Source organism: Sphingobium fuliginis, assembly GCF_004152845.1.
In the GTDB taxonomy this organism is placed as follows: Bacteria; Pseudomonadota; Alphaproteobacteria; order Sphingomonadales; family Sphingomonadaceae; genus Sphingobium; species Sphingobium fuliginis.
The window spans coordinates 457,658-476,546 of sequence record NZ_SEON01000001.1; the positions used below are offsets into that span (position 1 = coordinate 457,658).

The following is an 18,889-nucleotide window of genomic DNA, read 5'->3' on the forward strand; positions in this document are numbered from 1 at the left end:
TTCAGCCTTCCTCGCCCTTGGCGGGCGCTTCGGCGCTCGCATCGGGCTTGTCGCCGGACGAACCGCTTCCCTGGCCCTGCGGCAGGCGCAGCACGAAACGGTCGGGATCGCGCATGTCGAACTTGACGATGCCCCGGCCCAGCAGGCGGTTCACCCCGTCCATCCGCGCGAAATTGACCAGCGCCGTGGCCGACGGCTTGTCGCCTTCGGGCAGGGAAAGCGTCTCCCCCGACTGAAAGCGCAAGTCCCAGCGCCGGTTCCCGACCCAGGTGGCGCCCGCCAGCATGGGTTTGAGCGCGGGCGCATTTTCCATCAGCCTGTTGAGGCCCGCGGTCTGGAGATTGGCGTTGGGACCGACCACCAGCGGCAGGTCCGGCATCGCCCCGGCGGACACCGATTGCAGCACCACGCCGGCCACGTCGATCAGGTGAAGCTGTCCATCATGCTGCCACACCGCGACAGGATCGCGTTCGACGATGTCGACCACCAGCGTATCGGGCAGGCGGCGGGAAATGCGCGCATCCTTGACCCAGCCGAGCTTCAGCATGTCGGCCCGCACCTTGGGCAGGTCGAGCGAAAGCATGGACCGGCTCACCTGGCCCAGGGCGATATTGTAGATGGGCAGTTCGTCCATCCGCTCGACGCCGCGCACTTCGACCTTCTCGACTTCGAAACCGGCCTGGGCGGCAAGTTCGGACGCCTTCTGCCCGGCCATGGCGGGAACGCCCATCAGCATGGCGATGCCGACCAGCGCCGCCAGCACGATGCCGACGATGGTCCAGCTCGCCATGCGCTGGAGCGTTTCCTCGCTCACCGGCAGCAGGTCGATCAGGCCGTCGATCCAGCTCCGCTGCTTGACCGAACGCCCTCGCCCCCCGCTGCGGCCGCGCGCGCCGGTCGTTCGCGTCAGCCGCGCCGTTCCGCCACGCCGGATGCGTGCTTCAGCCATGCTTCGCCCCCCCATTGGCTGCAATTCGGGCGCCGTTCAGCGCGTCCTCGACTATACGCTCCACCAGCTCGGCATAGTCAATGCCCAGCCTCGCCGCCTGTTCGGGCACGAGACTGAGCGGCGTCATGCCCGGCTGGGTGTTCACTTCCAGCAGGAACAGCCCGTCGACCCCCTGTTCATCGTCCCAACGGAAATCGGCGCGCGACGCCCCCTTGCAGCCCAGCAACCGATGCGCGCGCAACGCGATTGCCTTGCAGGCTTCGCTGATCTCCTGCGGAATATCGGCGGGACACACATGCTCGGTCATGCCGTCGGTATATTTGGCGTCGAAATCGTAGAAGCCGCTTTTCGGGCGCAATTCCGTGACCAGCAGCGCTTCGTCGCCCAGCACGGCGGTCGTGAGTTCCCGGCCGCGAATATAGGGCTCGGCCAGCAATTCCTCGAAATGCAGCCACGGTCCCTCGACATCCCGGCCGATGGGCGATCCATAATTGCCGTCCCGGGTCACGATGGCGACGCCGACCGAACTGCCCTCATTGACCGGCTTCACCACATAGGGGCGCGGCAGGGGATCGCCCTCGAACAGGCTTTCGCTGGGCACGATATGGCCGCCGGGCATGGGGATGCCATGGGGCACCAGCGCCTGCTTGGTAAGCTGCTTGTCGATCGCGATGACCGAGGTGGCGAGGCCGGAATGGGTGTAGGTGAGGCCCATCAGGTCCATCATGCCCTGCACCGTGCCATCCTCGCCGGGCACGCCGTGAAGGGCGTTGAACACGACATCGGGCCTGGCCTCCGCAAGGCGCAGCGCGACGTCGCGGTCCATGTCGATCCGCGTAACCCTGTGGCCGCGCGATTCCAGCGCCTTGGCGACGCCCTCGCCCGACGAAAGCGAAACGGGCCGTTCGGCGGACCAGCCCCCCATCAGGACGGCAACATGCCAGGGGCCACGAGTCATGTATCTGTTCCTTCAACCAGCTGAACGCCCACCCTTTGAATTTCCCATTCGAGGTCAATGCCGCTCTTTTCCTTCACCCGGCGGCGCACCTCCTCGCCCAGCGCCTCTATATCCGCGCTGGTCGCATCGCCCAGGTTGAGGAGGAAATTGGTGTGCTTTTCCGAAACCTGCGCGCCCCCCCGTTGGAGCCCCCGGCACCCGGCCTCATCCACCAGCTGCCAGGCCTTGTGACCGGCCGGGTTCTTGAAGGTGGACCCTCCGGTCTTGCTGCGGAGCGGCTGGCTTTCCTCGCGGGCGGTCGCGATGCGGTCCATCTCCGCCTGGATGGCCGCGGGCTCGCCGGGAAAGCCCCGGAAAACCGCGCTCACCACGACAGCGCCGTCGGGAAGAGTGCTGTGGCGGTAAGTGTAGCCCAATGCATCGACCGGCAATGTCACCCGCTCGCCGGACCGCAGCAAAACCTCGCATTCCACAAGAATATCGCAGGTCTCACGACCATAGGCGCCCCCGTTCATCCTTACGAAGCCGCCGACCGTGCCCGGAATGGAGCGCAGGAATTCAAGCCCGGCGATCCCTGCATCCCGCGCGGTCGATGAAACGAGGATGCCCGAGGCCCCTCCCCCGCAGCGCAGGCTGGTCGCATCGACCTGCTCCACCTTGGCAAAGGGCTTGCCAAGACGCACCACAACGCCCGGAACGCCGCCGTCCCGCACGATCAGGTTGGAACCGAGCCCCAGCGCCATCACCGGGATCGCCGGGTCCAGCCGGGTGAGGAAATCGGAAAGATCGTCCGCGTCCTTCGGCTCGAACAGCCATTGCGCGACGCCGCCCGCCTTGAACCAGACGAGCGGTGCCAACGGCGCATCGGCCTTGAGCGAACCGCGAACCGGAGGAAGGGACGTTGCCGCCAGCGTCAATCGCGCATCCCCCAAAGCCGCATCCAGCCCTTCATCGCCTTCATGCCCGCCTCGCCCGCGCGGGTCGCGGCGAGGCCCGCATCCACATTGCGCTGGGCGGCGTCGACCATCTGCTGCGCCGCTTCGACGCCCTGCATCTGGATGTCGATCATCCGCTTCTGCATTTCCAGCCCGACATTGAGCAGTTCGAACATCAGGCGGCTTCCCTCTCCGCAACGGCGGAGGCCAACCCCGCCGCCCATTTGGTAATGTCGCCCGCGCCCAGGCAGATGATCATGTCATCCGCCTGCACATCGGCGGCGACCAGGCGGGCAAGATCGTCCGCGCCCTCGACCGTCGCGGCGTTGCGATGGCCCCGGCGCTTGAGGCCCGCGACCAGTTCCGCGCTGTCCACGCCCTCGATCGGCTGCTCGCCGGCTGGATAGACCGGGGCGGCATAGACGATGTCGGCATCGTTGAAGGCCTGCTGGAACTCGTCCATCAGGTCGCGCAGGCGGGTGAAGCGATGCGGTTGGACCACGGCGATGACCCGGCCTTTCGCCCCTTCGCGGGCGGCAGCCAGCACCGCCTTGATCTCGACCGGATGGTGGCCGTAATCGTCGATCACCGTCGCGGCGCCGCCACCGACCGCGATTTCCCCGACCTTGGTGAAGCGCCGCTTGACGCCGCCGAACTTGGCGAAGCCGGTCTGGATCGTCGCGTCATCGATGCCCATCTGCAACGCCACGCCGATCGCCGCCATGGCGTTCAGCACATTGTGGCGGCCCGGCATCGGCATTTCGATGCCCTCGATCCGGCGGAGCGAACCGTCGCGTTCCCGGATCTGCACGTCAAAGCGGTTGCCGCCGGGAATCGGCTGCACATTTTCGCCGCGAATATCGGCCTGGGCGGAGAAGCCATAGGTGACGATGCGCCGGTCCTGCACGCGCGGCAGGATCGCCTGCACCTCCGGATGGTCGAGGCACAGCATCGCCGCGCCGTAGAAAGGCACATTCTCGACGAACTCGACAAAGGCGTCCTTCACCTTGTCGAAACTGCCATAATGGTCGAGATGCTCGGGATCGATATTGGTGACGACCGCCAGCGTGCCGTCCAGGCGCAGGAAGCTGCCGTCACTCTCGTCGGCTTCTACCACCATCCATTCGCTGTTGCCGAGGCGGGCGTTGGAGCCGTAGCTGTTGATGATGCCGCCATTGATGACGGTCGGGTCCACCCCGCCCGCATCCAGCAACGCCGCGACCATCGATGTGGTCGTGGTCTTGCCGTGCGTGCCCGCGACCGCGACGGTCGATTTGAGGCGCATCAGTTCCGCCAGCATTTCGGCCCGGCGGATGACGGGGACGCGGCGCTCCAGCGCCAGATCGACCTCCGGATTGCCCTTCTTGATCGCGGTGGAGGTCACGACCACGGCGGCATCGCCCAGATTTTCGGCCTTGTGGCCGATCATCACGGGGATGCCCTTCTTGCGCAGCCCCTCGACCACATAGCCTTCGGCGACGTCGCTGCCCTGAACCCTGTAGCCCAGATTATGCATCACCTCAGCGATGCCGGACATGCCGATGCCGCCGATGCCGATGAAATGGATCGTGCCGATGTCGGTGCCGACACCCTTCATGCGTGGGATTCCTTGCTGACAGAATAGAGAGAGCCGTTGGGGGAGAGTTTGGCGTTCTTCATGCAGGAACACCCTGCAAATTGAGGCTGGTGGGCGTCGGGCCGACACGCAGCGGGTCATTGATGATGGGCGCCGGGCCAATGCTTTCCAGCAGATCGGCCATGTCGCGGGCCGCATTCGGGCGACCGCAGGCGCGGGCGCGCTTGGCCGCATTCTGGAGCGCGCCGGGTTCCAGCGCCATCTTCTGCATCTGCTTGGCAAGTTCCACAGCCGTGAAGCGCGCCTGCGGAATGGTGCGGGCGCCGCCGGCCTCGGTCATCTCGCGGGCATTGGCGGTCTGATGGTCGTCCATCGCGCTCGGCAGCGGTATCAGGATCGCCGGACGCCCCGCACAGGTCAGTTCCGCCAGCGTCGAAGCGCCCGCCCGCGCGATGACAAGGTGCGACCAGCCCAGTTTTTCCGGGACATCGTTGAAATAGGTCGCCAGGTCCGCCGGGATTTCCAGATCGGCATAGAGCCGGCGCACCCGCTCAATATCCTCCGCCCGGCATTGCTGCGTCACCTGCAGGCGCCGGCGCAGGCTGAGCGGCAGCATGCCCAGGCCATCGGGCACGACGCTGGAAAGGATCGTCGCCCCCTGGCTGCCGCCGATGACCAGCACACGGAATACGCTCTCGTCGGTCAGCGCGGGAAAATCCTCCTCGCGAAGCTGCTTCACCTCCTCGCGCACCGGATTGCCGACGAGGTGGACCTTGCCGGCATATCTGTCCTTGAGCCGCTCGACATCCGGATAGGCGGTCGCGATGGCATCCACCCGTCCCGCCAGATAGCGGTTCACCCGGCCAAGCACGGCATTCTGTTCGTGAATGGCGGTCGGAATGCCATCGGCCAGCGCGCCCAGCAACGCGGGCATGGCCGGATAGCCGCCAAAACCCACAACGGCCGTCGGGCGGAACGTCTCGTTCAGACGCCGCGCCATCGCCCGGCCCGCCAAAATCGCCTTCAACGCGCCCGGCCAGCTTCTGGGATTCCGGGTCATCCGCCCGGCGGGCATGACATGGACCTGTGCCCGGTTGTCAGGCGCCTTGTCGAAAATGCCAGGTATCTTGGCGCCGCGCTCATCCGTCACCAGCGCGACATGATGGCCGCGCAGCATCAGCTCTTCAGCAACGGCATGCGCCGGAATCATATGACCACCCGTCCCGCCGGCGGCGAGGACGAAGTGTCGGGAAATGCTCATCGACCACTCCATTTGACGACCGTGTGCCGACCCATGAAGGGGTTGCGCCGCGTGAATGCGAGCAACAGGCCGACGCCGATACAAAGCGCCAGCATAGAGGAGCCGCCATAGCTGATAAAGGGCAGCGTCATGCCCTTGGACGGAAATATCTGGGCGTTGACGCCCATGTTGATGATCGCCTGAAGCCCGAACTGGGTGGTGAGGCCCGCCGCGGCGAGAATGGTGAAATTATCGTCCTCGTCCAGCATGCGCAGGAACACCCGCACGACGATGGCCAGATAGACGCAGGCGATGCCGATGCAGGCGAGCAGGCCGAACTCTTCCCCGATGACCGAGAAGATATAGTCGGTATGCGCTTCGGGCAGGCGGAACTTGTTCTGCCCGCCGCCCGGCCCGACGCCCAGGAAGCCGCCATGGGTGATGGTGCGGAAGGCCAGTTCGGTCTGGTCCGGCCCGACATCCTGCGCAACGCCGATGCCCAGGAAGTCGTTGATGCGCTGACGTCCGTTCTCATAGAACATGTACATCAGCACCAGCCCGCCAAGCCCCGCGCCCGCCATCCCGCCGATGAAGCGCATGGACACCCCCGACAGCAGCAGCAGGCCGCCCCAGCAGGCGAGGAAGATCACCGTCTGGCCGAAGTCCGGCTGCTTCATCAGGATCGCCGCGATCAGCAGCGTCAGCACGCCGGTCAGCGGGATCACGGGCAGCGTCATGTCCTTGCCGCGCAGCGACAGCAACCAGGCCATGGTGACGACATAGACGGGCTTGAGGAATTCCGATGGCTGGAACCGGAAACCCGGCAGGTCGATCCAGCGCTTGGCGCCGTTCACCACCGAACCCAGCACCGGCACCAGCAGCAGCGCCACGGCAAAGACGATGCACAGGATAAAGGCCAGCCGGCGCGCCTGCGTCCGGGGCAGCATGGAGATCACCAGCATGATCGGCAGGCCGATGAACACCCACATCAACTGGCGGTAGAAATAGATGAGCGGCGTCACCGAAACCGTGCTGGTCGACCGGTCGATCGCCGCCACCGGGGAGGCCGCCGCCACGGCGACCAGCCCGATCGCCATCAGCGCGACGATCAGCGACAGCAGCACGCGGTCGATTTCCCAGAACCAGATGGCCAGCGCCGTACGCTCACGCGGGACGGTGCGGTTCCTGAACTCCTTTACAAGATCGCCTGCCCTCGACATGCCCCCCAAAGCTCCTCCGATTCCCTTTATTCCAGCGCGGCGACGGCAGCGGCGAAGGCATCGCCCCTCGCCTCGAAATCGCGGAACTGGTCGAAACTCGCGCAGGCTGGCGACAGCAGCACCACGTCACCCGGCTGCGCCACCCGCGCAGCGCGGCGAACGGCGGCCGATAGCATTTCCGAATCGTCCACCGCCATATGCGGGCGCAACAGCTCAGCGAACATGGGGCCCGCTTCGCCGATGGTATAGGCCTGGGCCACATTGGCGAACCAGGGCGCGCACTCGTCCAGATTGTCGGTCTTGGCCAGGCCGCCGACGATCCAGTGCAGCCGCTTGCGGCCATCGACCGGCGGATAGGCGGCCAGCGCCGGCGCGGTCGAGGCGGCGTTGGTCGCCTTGCTGTCGTTGACGTAGAGGACGCCGTTCAGTTCCCGCACCCGCTGCATCCGGTGGGGAAGGCTGGCATAGCTTTGCAGGCCCTGTTCGATTGTCGCTTCGCCGATGCCCAGCGCGCGGGCGACCGCGATGGCGACGGCGGCGTTCTGGGCGTTATGCGGGCCTTGCAATGCGGGCCAGCCGGCCTGAGCGGAGGGAGCGATGTCGCTCGATCGCACCTCCACAACCCCGTCATTCCCGCCTTGCCGGGAATGACGGACGGAATGGAATATCCCCCGGCTCGGCTCATCTTCCGTCGCGATTACCGCGGCATGCCCGGCCGACTGCATCGCAAACAGCCGCGCCTTGGAGGCTACATAGCCTTCAAAGCCATTATAACGGTCGAGATGATCCGGCGTGATGTTGAGCAGCACCGCCACGTCGCAATCCAGGCTGCCCGTCAGGTCGATCTGGTAGCTCGACAGTTCCAGCACATAGACGCCGCCCTCCGGCAACGGGTCCTGTCCCATGATCGGCAGCCCGATATTGCCGCCCATCCGCGTGGGAATGCCCGCCGTCTCGACGATATGATGGACCAGAGCGGTCGTGGTGGACTTGCCGTTGGTTCCGGTGATCCCCACCACCCGATGCCTGGGCAGGCTGGGCCGGGCGAGCGCGAACAGCTCTATGTCGCCAATGACCGGCACCCCCGCGAGCTTCGCATGCATGGCGATGGGGTGCTTGTTGAGCGGCACGCCGGGCGACACCACCACGCCGTCGAAGCCCTTGAGGTCGATTTCGGTGGGATCGGCCAACTCCGCCTTGCCCTTAACGGAGGCGCGCGCCTCGTCCCGGCTGTCCCATGCCACGACCTCAGCCCCGCTCGCCGCCAGGCACTCGACCGTGGCGAGGCCGGACCGCGCCAACCCCAGCACCGCATATTTCCTGCCTGCAAAGACGTCGGAAACGATCCCCATGGCGCTCACCGCAGCTTCAGCGTGGCGAGGCCTGCCAGCGCCAGCACGAAGGAAATGATCCAGAAGCGGATCACGACGGTCGGCTCGGCCCAGCCCAATTGTTCGAAATGATGGTGGATCGGCGCCATCTTGAACACGCGCTTGCCGGTGCGCTTGTAGAAGAAGACCTGGATGATGACGGACATCGCCTCCACCACGAACAGCCCGCCGATCACGCCCAGCACGATCTCATGATGCGCGGTGACGGCGATCACGCCGATCGTGCCGCCGAGCGCCAGGCTGCCGGTGTCGCCCATGAAGACGGCGGCGGGCGGCGCGTTGAACCAGAGGAAGGCGAGGCCCGCCCCGATGATCGCGCCGCACAATATGGTGAGGTTGCCCGCCCCCGGCACATGCGGAATGCCAAGATAGCCCGCAAAGTCGGCGCGCCCGACCAGATAGACGATGGCCATGAACGCCATGCAGGCGATGATGACCGGCATCGTCGCAAGCCCGTCCAGACCGTCGGTCAGGTTCACCGCATTGCCGAACGCCACGATCACGAAGGCCGCGAAGAGGAAGTAGAACGGCCCCAGTTCGATCGCCGGACCGTTGTAGAAGGGCACGTACAGCGCGGTATTGCCATGCTGGCTGACGATCAGCCACGCCGCGAAACCGGCGATCAGGAACTCGAAGGCCAGGCGCATCTTGCCCGAAAGCCCCTTGTGGCTGGCTTTCGTCACCTTGTCATAATCATCGAGGAAACCGATGGCGCCGAAACCCAGCGTCACGAACAGGCAGGCCCAGACATAGATGGAGGAAAGGTCCATCCACAGCAGCACCGACGACACCATGGACGTCAGGATCATGAGGCCGCCCATGGTCGGCGTGCCGCGCTTGGCGAGGTGCGTCTGCGGACCGTCGTCGCGGATCGGCTGCCCCTTGCCCTGCCGCACGCGCAGCCATCCGATGAAGCGCGGCCCGATCAGCAGGCCGATGATGAGCGCGGTCGCGATCGCCGCGCCCGCCCGGAAGCTCAAATAGCGGATGAGGTTGAACACACCCGCGAAATCCATGGTCTGGGCAAGCCAGTAGAGCATCAGTTCTTTGCTTCCTGTAGCGCGGCGACGAGGCGCGAGAGGCCGATGCCGTTCGATCCCTTCACCAGGACCGCATCGCCCGCGCGTATTTCATGTCGAATGAGGTCGGTGGCGCTGGCTGCGTCGGATACATGGTCGAAGGCGATGACGCCGCCCAGCGCTTGCGCCAGCGGCTCCATCTCCTCGCCCACCAGCACCGCATAATCCACCTGGCCCGCCGTCAGCGGTTCGACCAGCCCGGCATGCAATTCGCGGCTGCGGTCGCCCAGTTCGCGCATCCCGCCCAGCACGGCAATGCGGCGCTCCGCCTGCTCCCGGCCCAATTGCCTGAGCGTCGCCGTCATGCTCAACGGATTGGCGTTATAGCTTTCGTCGATCAGCAACGCCTCGCCGCCCTCGACAGGCAGGATGCTCCGCTGACCCCGACCCGGGAGGCCCGGCATTTCCGCCAGCGCCAGTCCCGCCGCCGCCAGATCGCCGCCCAGCGCCTCCACCGTCGCCAGCACCGCCAGAGCGTTGGAAACCCAATGTTCGCCCGGAGCCCCCACGGTGAAGCACAGTTCGACGCCCGGCAGCGCCGCCGTGACCAGCGTGCCGCCGCCCACCGCAGGCACGGTTTCGCGGGCGCGGACATCGGCCTCCGGATCGAAGCCGAAGGTCAGGATTCGTGCCGCATGCTTCTCCGCCTTGGCATAAAGGGTCGCGACATGCGGGCTGTCATAGGGGATGACCGCCGTGCCGCCCGGCTCCAGCCCCTCGAAAATCTCGGCCTTGGCCTCCGCGATCTTCTCCTCGGTGCCGAAAAATTCGATATGGGCCGGCGCGATGGCGGTGACGATGGCGACATGCGGCCGCACCTGCCGGGTCAGCGCCGCCAGCTCGCCGGCATGGTTCATGCCCATTTCGAACACGCCAAAGGCGGATTCGCGCGGCATGCGCGACAGGCTCAGCGGCACGCCGACATGATTGTTGTAGCTCTTGACGGAGCGGTGGACCTCCCCCGGACAGATGCGGTCGAGCGCATGGAACAGCGCCTCCTTGGTGCCGGTCTTGCCCACCGATCCGGTGACGCCGACCACCTTGCCCTGCATCCGCGCGCGGGAGGCGCGACCAAGATCCTCCAGCGCCGCCGCGCTGTCGGGCACCAGCACATGCGGCTGCGCGATCGGCTGGCTGACGATGGCGCCCGCCGCGCCCTGACCGAACGCCTTGTCGACGAAGCGATGGCCATCCGTGGCCTCGCCCTTCATCGCGACGAACAGGTCGCCGCCCGTCACTTCGCGGCTGTCGAACGCCACGCCAGAAACGGCGAAGGGCGCCGAAGCGACGCCCCCCGTGGCCTGCGCAATCTCTTCGGAGGTCCAGAGTGCGCTCATCCGGCGCATTCCCGCGCCACGGTCACATCGTCGAAGGGCAGCACCCGGTCCCCGATGATCTGGCCCTGCTCATGCCCCTTGCCTGCCAGGAGGACAATGTCGTCCGCGCCTGCCTGAGCGATGGCGGCGGCGATGGCGGCACGGCGACCACCAATCTCCTCCGCGCCCGGCGCGCCCGCCATGACGGCGGCGCGGATGGCGGAGGGCTCCTCCGAACGCGGATTGTCGTCGGTGACGATCACATGGTCGGCAAGGTCCGCCGCCACCTTGCCCATTTGCGGCCGCTTGCCCGCGTCGCGATCCCCGCCCGCGCCGAACAGCGCGATCAGCCGACCCCGCGTATGCGGCCGCAGCGCCTCGATGGCGGCACGCAACCCGTCGGGCGTATGGGCATAGTCGACATAGACCGGCGCGCCCGTCCTGGTGATGACGGCCCGCTCCAGCCGCCCGCGCACGGGCTGCACCCGGCCCAGCAGTTCCAGCACCTTGCCCGCATCCTCGCCGCCGGCAATCACCAGACCGGCGGCGGTGAGCGCATTGGCCGCCTGATAGGCGCCGATCAGCGGCAGGTTGACCTTGTGGCTTTTGCCTTCAACCTCGACGTCCAGCGTCTGGCCCAACTGGGTCGGGGTGCGGTTGGCAAGGCGCAATGCCTGCCCCTGCACCCCGACGCTCAGCACACGAAGCCCCCGCTTCGTAGCCCGCTGGATAACCTTTTCCGACCATGCGTCATCGGCCCAGACGACCGCCGCGCCCTGCGGCTCGACCACCTCGTCGAACAGCCGCATCTTGGCATCGAAATAGCTGTCCATGTCGCCATGATAATCGAGATGATCCCGCGACAGGTTGGTGAAGGCGGCTGCGGACACGGGCAGTCCTTCAGTGCGATATTGCGCCAGCCCGTGGCTCGACGCCTCGAACGCGGCATGGGTGATGCCCTCGCGCTTCAGGCCCGACATGTTGGCGAGGAAGGTCACGATGTCCGGCGTGGTGAGCCCGGTGGAAACCTGATCCACGGAGGTGGTCACGCCCAGGGTGCCGATGGAGGCGGATTTATGCCCCAGCATCCGCCAGAGCTGCCGGGTCAGTTCGACGGTGGAGGTCTTGCCGTTGGTCCCGGTGACGGCAACGGTCACCTCCGGAAACGGCGCGAAATAGCGCGCGGCAAGCTGCGCGAACAGGCGGCGGGGGTTGTCCGAGGCGATATGGATCGCGCCGTCCACCCGCGCCTCCGGCCGGGCGACGACCGCCACTGCCCCTGCCTGCACGGCGGCGGGAATGAAGTCCTCGCCATTGACCCGTGCTCCCTGGAAGGCCCCGAACACCGTGCCCGGCGCGACCTTCCGGTTATCGATCGCGAAGCCCGATACCGGCAGGTCCAGCGACGCGCCTGTATCGAGCTTCGCATCCAGCCCCTCGATAAGCGACCCGAGGCGCATTATTCTTTCTCCTTGTCGCCGTGCAGCAGCGGCATGAGGTCGGAAATGTCGACGTCGCGCCGCTCGTCGGGCAGCACGCCCAGCATCGGCCCGGTGCGTTCCACCACCCGCTTCACGACCGGCGCCGCCGTCCAGGCGGCCGTGCGCAGGCCATATTGACCCGTCGCCTCGTCCATGGTGACGAGGACCACATAGCGCGGATTGTCCATGGGAAAGGCAGAAGCGAAAGTCGTCACCAGCGAAGTCTTGTTATACCGGCCCTCTTGGGGCTTTTCGGCGGAACCCGTCTTGCCGCCCACCCGGTATCCCTTGGCGTCGGCGCTGCGACCTGTACCCGCCGCCACGATCATGCGCAACAGTTGGCGCATGCGCGCGCTGGTCGCGGCGGAGAAGACGCGGCGGCCCTCCGGCACCTCGTCCGCCTTCAATTTGCGCAGGGTAGCGGGCCGCCACAGTCCGCCGTTCACCAACGCCGCATAAGCCGAAGCGAGATGCAAAGGCGTTACGGCGATGCCATGGCCATAGGAAACGGTCAGCGTCGTGATGCGCCCCCAATTGGCCGGCCAGAGCGTGCCTGCCCGTTCATTGAGCTCGATCGGCGCGCGCTGATCGAAGTGCAATTCCCGGAAAAGATGCTGCAAAGGCTCCGCGCCCATCTGGTCGGCGATCCGCGCCGTACCGATGTTGGAACTGTGCACCAGGATTTCCGGCACGTTGATCCAGCGGCCGAGCGGATGGTCGTCCTTGATCCGGAAGCCCGCAATGGCGAGCGGCGCCGTCGCGTCATAGGTCTTCGACATGGAAGTGACGACGCCGCGATCCATCGCCGCGGCAATGGACAGCGGCTTGAACGCCGATCCCAGTTCATAGCGCGCCTGCACCATATGATTGCAGAGCGGCGATTCGCTGCAACTCTTGCCCGCATAATTTTGCAGCTTGTTGGGATCGAACACGGGGATTGACGCCATGGCGATCACCTCGCCGGTATTGGCGTCCAGTATCACGCCGCCCGCCCCCTTTGCGCGGGTCTGGACGAGCTGCGCGTACAGCTCGCTTTCCAGCGCGCCCTGCACGCGGCTGTCGATGGACATGGCGAAGGGCTGGCCGCGCAGCGCCGCATCGGTCAGCCGGTCGTTGAACGCCGCTTCCACGCCCATGCCGCCCTTGCCGTCCGTATTGGGCGCAAAGCCCATCACATGCGCCGCCAAGGTGCGCTGCGGATAGAGCCGCTCCTTCTCGCGCGGGAATTCGATGCCGATCTCGCCCAGGGCGTTCACGGCCGCCACCTCTTCCGGCAACGCGCGACGGCGCAGATAGGCCCAGCCGCGCCCGGTCAACTTCTTGTGGAAGGCGGCTTCCGGTTCGTCGGGGAATATCTCATGGAGCTTGCGGGCCAGTTCGGACGGGTCGCCGATCAGCCGCGAAGGCCGCACCGCAATCGAATAGGCATCCATGGTGCGCGCCAGCGGCACGCCGTTGCGGTCGACAATGTCGGCCCGCGCAGGAAGGCCGCCCATCGCGTCGCCGCCCCGCCCGTTGCCGGCGAAGACCCCCACCCAGGTCAGGCGCAGGATCAATACCGCCGTGATCACCATGAACAGGATCAGCAGCAACATCAGCCGGTTATGCGCGATCGCCGTCAGGTCGACGCGCTGCTTGCCCGCTCTCGCGCCGCCCGGCTGAACGATGATCGTCGCCATCTAGCGATCCCCCTTGGCGCGCTCGCGCTTCGCCTTGGCGCTGATGTCCCCCAGCGTGCTGTCGTCGAGCAGCTTCGCGTCCAGCATCGCCATCCGCTCCGCGCGGCGGGCGACGGGATTGGGCTTCGTCGTGTCGGCGTCCTCCTTCGCCTTTTCCTTGGGCGTCTTGACGGGCGGCGCCTTGGCGATCTTGTCGACATTGTCCGCCGCATGCGCCTCCCGGATCACGGCGATGTCGCTGCGGATCTGGGTCGGCGCGGGGCTGGCGGGCGCGGCCTGCGGCGCCGACGGCAGATCGGCGGGCGTCTGCACCATCGCCACCATCACCGGCGGCGCGACATAATCGGGCCCGTTGGGCTGCACCCCGTCGAGATGCGCCAGCGCCCGCTCGCCCGCCAGATATTGCTGGGCGGTGGGCGTCGCATACATGAAGTCGTCCTGGTTCCAGCGCTCAAGCTGCCGCATGTTCGCCCGCGCGCTGAACTCGGTCTCCAGATAGCGGATGTCGGCCTTCGCCCGCGCGATCTGCGCCCGCACCTTCATCAACTCATTACGCTCGGTCGCGACCTTGAGCGACACCAGATAAGCGCCCAGCGCCCCCAGCGCGACCAGAAGGATCCAGATCAGGCTCTGCAATCTCTTGACCGCGATCATGAGCGGGGTTTCCTGTCTTGGGTTCGGCGGGGGGAAACAGGGGCGGACGTGCGAACGGCGCTGCGCAACGTGGCGGATCGGGAGCGGGGGTTGCGCGCCAGTTCCGCCATGCCGGGCCGCACCGCCTTGGCTGGCCTTTCGAAAGTCGGCGCGGGACCGGACTGGAGTTGGGGCAAATGGCGCGATCCGCTCGCCTCGCTGCCGCTGCGGTTGCGCAGGAACTGCTTGACGATGCGGTCCTCCAGGCTGTGGAAGGTGACGACCGCCAGCCGGCCGCCTTCCTCCAGCATCGCCTCGGCCGCTTCCAGCCCCCGCTCCAGCTCCTCCAGCTCGCGATTCACATGGATGCGGATCGCCTGGAAGGTGCGGGTGGCGGGGTCCTTCTTGTTATGCGGCTTGTGGCCAAGCGCCTTGCGCACGACGCCGGCAAGCTGCCCGGTACGCTCCAGCGGCCGCGCCTCGACGATCGCCTTCGCCACGCGGCGCGAGCGGGGTTCCTCGCCATAGCGATAGAGGATGTCGGCAATCTCCTGCTCGGGGGCATTGTTCAGGAAATCGGCGGCGCTCATCCCGCTCCGGCTCATCGTCATGTCGAGCGGCCCGTCGCCCTGAAAGGAAAAGCCCCGCTCCGGCCGGTCGAGCTGCATGGACGAAACGCCGATGTCCAGCGTGACGCCGGAAACCGATGTCACGCCCCGGTCCGCCAGCAGTTGCTCCATCCGCGAAAATTCGCCCGCGATCAGGGTGATGCCCTTTTCGTCGGCCAGCGCCTGCCCTTCGCGAATCGCGTCGGGATCGCGGTCGAAGGCGAAGACCCTCGCCCCCTTGTCCGCCATGGCGCCCGAATAGCCGCCCGCGCCGAACGTGCCGTCGACATGGACCTCGCCGGGGTTGATGGCGAGGGCGTCGAGCACTTCGTCGATGAGCACCGGAATATGGCGCTCGGGGTCCTTGGCATGATCGGCGGAAGCGCTCACCTGGCCCCTCCAGCCGTCCGCTGGTCCAGCCAGCGGCAAACCTTGTTGCGGATCAGTTCCGGCCGGTCCTTGCTGTCGACTAGCGTTTCCGGCTTCCAGATCTGGATGTAGCGACCCACGCCGTAGAAGAAGACGGCGTCGGTGATGCCATATTCCTCCTTGATGTCGGGATGCATGGCGAAGCGGCCGCCGTCATCGAAATTGACCTCCTCGATCGTGCCGAGGCGGCGCTCCAGTTCCAGATCGGCATCATAGTCGCGCCCCGCGGCGCGCGCTTCGCGGGCCAGTTCCTCGACTTCGGTGAACAGATGACGGCGGTGCGATTCGCCAAAGCCCGTGGCGCAGGGGTTGCCGCCATGGACCGAGAGGAAAAGCCGGGTTTCATTGCCGCTGGACAGCTTGACCTGCCGGCGCATCTCCAGGGGCAGCACGAAACGGCCCTTGCCGTCCGCGACGCTGAATGCGTTGCCCGTATAGAGAATGACTTCCGACACTTTTGGACTGCTGCCCCTCTGTTCCCGGGGCGCAGGCTATCGCCAGCCGGATTCGCGCAGAGACGAACCGGCTCACAGGACTAGCAAAGCCTGACAAACCCCTATGGCTTTCAAATACCAAGCCACGGGGTGCAAGAAAAGGGATATTTTGGGAAAAGCCGGGAAATCCTGTTTTGTTCTGGTAATTAACCCTCTTTAAATGGCGTTGGCCGGGCAGGACGTGGCGAAGAAAGGTCCAAGGGAGCCGCCCCGCGCCGCCGGAAAAACACGGTTCCCAAGGCCGCCCAGAAAATCCCGACGAGGACAGCCCAGCGAACGGCGTTGACCAGCGCGTCACCCGACCGGACCCAGCGCCGCCCTGCCGGAAGCGTGGCGCCCAAAGCTTCCGCCACGAACTGCGGGGTATCGGCGGTCCATTGTCCGGGCTCCAACGACGCGGCGGCATCCGCGAGCCAGAGCCTGTCGTCGATCAGATCGGCATCCGCGACGATGGTTGCGCTGCCCTTCCCCACCATGCAGCGTGCCACCAACCCCCGCCCCACGATGCGGCACTTCGGCCCCGCATCCTCGAAACCGGAGGCGGAATAGACGGTCAACACCCGCCCATCGCCCAGAAAATGACGCTTTTCGCCCGCGCTGGGGGGCGTCAGCCTGACGCCCCAATATTCGATCATCGCCGCGAGCAAGGTGACGGCCGGCGGTCGCCGCCGGTCGCCCAACGGCAGGTCCATCGGCCAACGCAGTTCCGGATCGGCCAGGACCAGCGCCTTGCCGCCCCGGCTGATCCATCCGTTCAACGCGACCAGTTCATCCATCGAAAAAGCCCGCGGCTGGACCAGGAGGAGCGTCTTGGCAGGGCTGTTTTCCAGAGCGAGCGGCGAATCGAGCGGGCTCAGGTCGAATCGCTGGCGGAGGACGGTGACGATGGGCGCATCCACCTGGGCGCCATCGCGCCAGAACAGCGGCAGTCCGGTGATGATGGACAATTTGGGAGGATGAGGCGCGCGCTGAACAGCCGGCTCCTGAGCCAGCCAGCACGCCGCGAGAGCCAGCAAGGCCAGGCCCATCGCAGCAATCCGCCCTGCTCCTGCGAAGGCACGAACCCAGTCCCGCCATTTGGACCGGGCGGTCGCGAGCCATTCGTCTCTCTCGAGCGCCTTGGTGGGAATACGGAACATCAATCCCGCAAACATGGCCGCCAGCACCACCGCAAGCAACCAAAGCACGGGCAGCAAAGCCGGCACGCGCCAAGCCGCCAGAAACGCGCAGGACAGCACCGCCCCAACCGTTCCCAGCCCGGCCCACCACGCCGCCCCGTCCCCCAGCCGCCCCTTCAGCACAGCGGCCATCGGGATCGACAGCAATGCCGGAACCATCCAGCCCCGAGGATCGACCTGCCCGGTCCGCAGCAGCGCGGGCAACCCGCCGAGCAGCACCAGGAGCCCGGGCAGAGCCAGCATCACAAATGTCCGAAGCGCAGCCTTCAAGCCGAACCCGCCAGCATCAGCGCGAAGCCGGCGGAATCTCGCGATCCATGGGTTTCTTGAGATTGGGGTCGGGTTGCAGGTCCGGCACGATCGGCGCCTGCTCCGGCGCGGGCTGCACGCCCAGTTCCGCCAGCGGCTCCTTGGGCGATACCGCATTCACGTCCAGCGTGGGCACGGTCGGCGGCGGCACCGTCGGATCGTCTATCCGCGCCTTGTCGATCACGATATTCGCCAGACCCACGAGCAACACCACGCCCGCCAGCCCGGTGAGGCCAATCTGGACACGCTGCAACCCTTCCTGTTGGCGGGGTGTTTCAGCCATGAAGCGCTCTTTTTTATCGCCGCCGCGACCTGTGTCGGCGGTCAACGAGTTTGCGCGAGCCAGGGGAAGACAGTCAAGCCCTTCAATTCCAGCCATTCGCGATTATAAAGCGTTGAAAGATAACGGAATCCGGTATCGCACAGGATCGTGACGATCCGCTTGCCGGGCCCAAGACGCTTCGCCAGCGCCACCGCGCCCGCGACATTGATGCCCGACGACAGGCCCAGGCACAGCCCTTCCTCGGCCAGCAGACGCCGTACCCAGAGCAGCCCTTCCTCATCGGAAATGCGAAACTGGGTATCGATCGGCGCGCCCTCCAGATTGGCGGTGATGCGTCCCTGCCCGATGCCCTCGGCCACCGAAGACCCCTCCGCCTTCAGCTCGCCATGGGCATAATAATTGTAAAGCGCCGCGCCATGCGGATCGCTGAGCGCGATGGTGATATTCTCGTCATGCGCCTTCAGGCCCAGCCCGACGCCAGCGATCGTCCCGCCCGTCCCCGCCGCGCAGGTGAAGCCGTCGATCTGCCCGTCCATCTGGGTCCAGATTTCTTCGGCGGTGCCAATGATATGCGCCTTGCGGTTGGCGATATTATCGAACTGGTTGGCCCAGATCGCACCTTCCGTCTCTTCCGCCAGGCGGCGGGAGGTGTGGACGAAATGGCCGGGATTGGAATAGGGCGCCGCCGGCACCGTCACCAGCTCTGCGCCCAGCGCGCGCAGCGTGTCCATCTTCTCTCGGCTTTGCGTCTCCGGCATGACGATGATCGTCCGATAGCCCTTGGCGTTGGCGACCAGCGCCAGCCCGATGCCGGTATTTCCCGCCGTCCCCTCGACGATGGTGCCGCCGGGCTTCAACAGCCCCTTTTCCTCCGCATCGTTGACGATGAACAGCGCCGCGCGATCCTTTACCGAAGCGCCGGGATTGGCGAATTCGCATTTGGCGTAAATGTCGCAACCCGTCTCTTCCGAAGGGCCGGCAAGGCGCACCAACGGCGTGTTGCCAATCAGGGCGAGACTATCTTTCTGAACCAGCATGGCTTCCGCATAGCGGACCAGATACGCGCTTGCCAAGCAACGGATTGATGGCCGCGCGAAAGTCGGGATTGTCGCTGGACTCGTTAAGCTTTGC

General features: G+C 66.1%; 18 protein-coding genes. All 18 read right to left on the bottom strand.

Annotated elements, in window-relative coordinates; genetic code table 11:
- Position 1 precedes the first annotated feature (1 nt).
- A complete protein-coding gene (locus EWH10_RS02380; RefSeq protein ID WP_044660131.1) occupies positions 2-949 on the bottom strand; it encodes a cell division protein FtsQ/DivIB in 948 nt (315 codons plus the stop codon).
- Complete coding sequence (locus tag EWH10_RS02385; protein WP_044660132.1) at positions 942-1,907, bottom strand: D-alanine--D-alanine ligase; 966 nt, start codon at positions 1,905-1,907, stop codon at positions 942-944. Before EWH10_RS02385 ends, EWH10_RS02380 begins: the two co-directional genes overlap by 8 nt.
- Complete coding sequence (gene murB, locus EWH10_RS02390) at positions 1,904-2,824, bottom strand: UDP-N-acetylmuramate dehydrogenase (protein ID WP_083199206.1); 921 nt, start codon at positions 2,822-2,824, stop codon at positions 1,904-1,906. Before murB ends, EWH10_RS02385 begins: the two co-directional genes overlap by 4 nt.
- On the bottom strand, positions 2,821-3,018 hold the full coding sequence (locus tag EWH10_RS02395) for a hypothetical protein (RefSeq protein WP_025550630.1): 198 nt from the start codon (positions 3,016-3,018) through the stop codon (positions 2,821-2,823). Before EWH10_RS02395 ends, murB begins: the two co-directional genes overlap by 4 nt.
- Entirely contained in the window at positions 3,018-4,439 is a 1,422-nt protein-coding gene (gene murC, locus EWH10_RS02400) for a UDP-N-acetylmuramate--L-alanine ligase (protein ID WP_044660134.1), read from the bottom strand. The genes EWH10_RS02395 and murC overlap by 1 nt, the downstream gene beginning before the upstream one ends.
- Positions 4,440-4,497: 58 nt before the next feature.
- Positions 4,498-5,679, bottom strand: coding sequence for an undecaprenyldiphospho-muramoylpentapeptide beta-N-acetylglucosaminyltransferase (murG, locus tag EWH10_RS02405; protein WP_025550628.1), 1,182 nt, complete (start codon positions 5,677-5,679; stop codon positions 4,498-4,500).
- A complete protein-coding gene (locus EWH10_RS02410) occupies positions 5,676-6,878 on the bottom strand; it encodes an FtsW/RodA/SpoVE family cell cycle protein (RefSeq protein WP_025550626.1) in 1,203 nt (400 codons plus the stop codon). The genes murG and EWH10_RS02410 overlap by 4 nt, the downstream gene beginning before the upstream one ends.
- A 26-nt stretch (positions 6,879-6,904) precedes the next feature.
- Positions 6,905-8,230 (bottom strand): UDP-N-acetylmuramoyl-L-alanine--D-glutamate ligase, encoded by a 1,326-nt coding sequence (gene murD, locus EWH10_RS02415; RefSeq protein ID WP_044660135.1) that lies wholly within the window; start codon positions 8,228-8,230, stop codon positions 6,905-6,907.
- A 5-nt stretch (positions 8,231-8,235) separates the two neighbouring features.
- On the bottom strand, positions 8,236-9,309 hold the full coding sequence (mraY, locus tag EWH10_RS02420; RefSeq protein ID WP_025550622.1) for a phospho-N-acetylmuramoyl-pentapeptide-transferase: 1,074 nt from the start codon (positions 9,307-9,309) through the stop codon (positions 8,236-8,238).
- On the bottom strand, positions 9,309-10,685 hold the full coding sequence (locus EWH10_RS02425; RefSeq protein WP_044660136.1) for a UDP-N-acetylmuramoyl-tripeptide--D-alanyl-D-alanine ligase: 1,377 nt from the start codon (positions 10,683-10,685) through the stop codon (positions 9,309-9,311). Before EWH10_RS02425 ends, mraY begins: the two co-directional genes overlap by 1 nt.
- Positions 10,682-12,124, bottom strand: coding sequence for a UDP-N-acetylmuramoyl-L-alanyl-D-glutamate--2,6-diaminopimelate ligase (locus EWH10_RS02430; RefSeq protein ID WP_044660137.1), 1,443 nt, complete (start codon positions 12,122-12,124; stop codon positions 10,682-10,684). The genes EWH10_RS02425 and EWH10_RS02430 overlap by 4 nt, the downstream gene beginning before the upstream one ends.
- Complete coding sequence (locus tag EWH10_RS02435) at positions 12,124-13,824, bottom strand: peptidoglycan D,D-transpeptidase FtsI family protein (RefSeq protein WP_044660138.1); 1,701 nt, start codon at positions 13,822-13,824, stop codon at positions 12,124-12,126. Before EWH10_RS02435 ends, EWH10_RS02430 begins: the two co-directional genes overlap by 1 nt.
- On the bottom strand, positions 13,825-14,478 hold the full coding sequence (locus EWH10_RS02440) for a hypothetical protein (RefSeq protein ID WP_025550614.1): 654 nt from the start codon (positions 14,476-14,478) through the stop codon (positions 13,825-13,827).
- Positions 14,475-15,455: a 16S rRNA (cytosine(1402)-N(4))-methyltransferase RsmH gene (rsmH, locus tag EWH10_RS02445; RefSeq protein ID WP_065847280.1), complete on the bottom strand. Its 981-nt coding sequence runs from the start codon at positions 15,453-15,455 to the stop codon at positions 14,475-14,477. The genes EWH10_RS02440 and rsmH overlap by 4 nt, the downstream gene beginning before the upstream one ends.
- Entirely contained in the window at positions 15,452-15,949 is a 498-nt protein-coding gene (locus EWH10_RS02450) for a division/cell wall cluster transcriptional repressor MraZ (protein ID WP_044660140.1), read from the bottom strand. Before EWH10_RS02450 ends, rsmH begins: the two co-directional genes overlap by 4 nt.
- Before the next feature lie 185 nt (positions 15,950-16,134).
- Complete coding sequence (locus EWH10_RS02455; protein ID WP_229742382.1) at positions 16,135-17,409, bottom strand: Gldg family protein; 1,275 nt, start codon at positions 17,407-17,409, stop codon at positions 16,135-16,137.
- Positions 17,410-17,452: 43 nt separating this feature from the next.
- Positions 17,453-17,758 (bottom strand): hypothetical protein, encoded by a 306-nt coding sequence (locus EWH10_RS02460; protein WP_044660141.1) that lies wholly within the window; start codon positions 17,756-17,758, stop codon positions 17,453-17,455.
- 41 nt (positions 17,759-17,799) lie between these two features.
- The gene (locus EWH10_RS02465) at positions 17,800-18,795 is read right to left on the bottom strand and encodes a cysteine synthase A (protein ID WP_044662761.1); all 996 of its coding nucleotides are present in this window, start codon (positions 18,793-18,795) and stop codon (positions 17,800-17,802) included.
- Between the last annotated feature and the right edge of the window lie 94 nt (positions 18,796-18,889).

Excerpts from the sequence above, each read along its gene's own strand:
- EWH10_RS02380 (WP_044660131.1), bottom strand. The coding sequence starts at position 949 with ATGGCTGAAGCACGCATCCGGCGTGGCGGAACGGCGCGGCTGACGCGA.
- EWH10_RS02385 (WP_044660132.1), bottom strand. The coding sequence starts at position 1,907 with ATGACTCGTGGCCCCTGGCATGTTGCCGTCCTGATGGGGGGCTGGTCC.
- EWH10_RS02395 (WP_025550630.1), bottom strand. The coding sequence starts at position 3,018 with ATGTTCGAACTGCTCAATGTCGGGCTGGAAATGCAGAAGCGGATGATC.
- murC (WP_044660134.1), bottom strand. The coding sequence starts at position 4,439 with ATGAAGGGTGTCGGCACCGACATCGGCACGATCCATTTCATCGGCATC.
- murG (WP_025550628.1), bottom strand. The coding sequence starts at position 5,679 with ATGAGCATTTCCCGACACTTCGTCCTCGCCGCCGGCGGGACGGGTGGT.
- EWH10_RS02410 (WP_025550626.1), bottom strand. The coding sequence starts at position 6,878 with ATGTCGAGGGCAGGCGATCTTGTAAAGGAGTTCAGGAACCGCACCGTC.
- murD (WP_044660135.1), bottom strand. The coding sequence starts at position 8,230 with ATGGGGATCGTTTCCGACGTCTTTGCAGGCAGGAAATATGCGGTGCTG.
- mraY (WP_025550622.1), bottom strand. The coding sequence starts at position 9,309 with ATGCTCTACTGGCTTGCCCAGACCATGGATTTCGCGGGTGTGTTCAAC.
- EWH10_RS02425 (WP_044660136.1), bottom strand. The coding sequence starts at position 10,685 with ATGAGCGCACTCTGGACCTCCGAAGAGATTGCGCAGGCCACGGGGGGC.
- EWH10_RS02430 (WP_044660137.1), bottom strand. The coding sequence starts at position 12,124 with ATGCGCCTCGGGTCGCTTATCGAGGGGCTGGATGCGAAGCTCGATACA.
- EWH10_RS02435 (WP_044660138.1), bottom strand. The coding sequence starts at position 13,824 with ATGGCGACGATCATCGTTCAGCCGGGCGGCGCGAGAGCGGGCAAGCAG.
- EWH10_RS02440 (WP_025550614.1), bottom strand. The coding sequence starts at position 14,478 with ATGATCGCGGTCAAGAGATTGCAGAGCCTGATCTGGATCCTTCTGGTC.
- EWH10_RS02455 (WP_229742382.1), bottom strand. The coding sequence starts at position 17,409 with ATGCTGGCTCTGCCCGGGCTCCTGGTGCTGCTCGGCGGGTTGCCCGCG.
- EWH10_RS02460 (WP_044660141.1), bottom strand. The coding sequence starts at position 17,758 with ATGGCTGAAACACCCCGCCAACAGGAAGGGTTGCAGCGTGTCCAGATT.
- EWH10_RS02465 (WP_044662761.1), bottom strand. The coding sequence starts at position 18,795 with ATGCTGGTTCAGAAAGATAGTCTCGCCCTGATTGGCAACACGCCGTTG.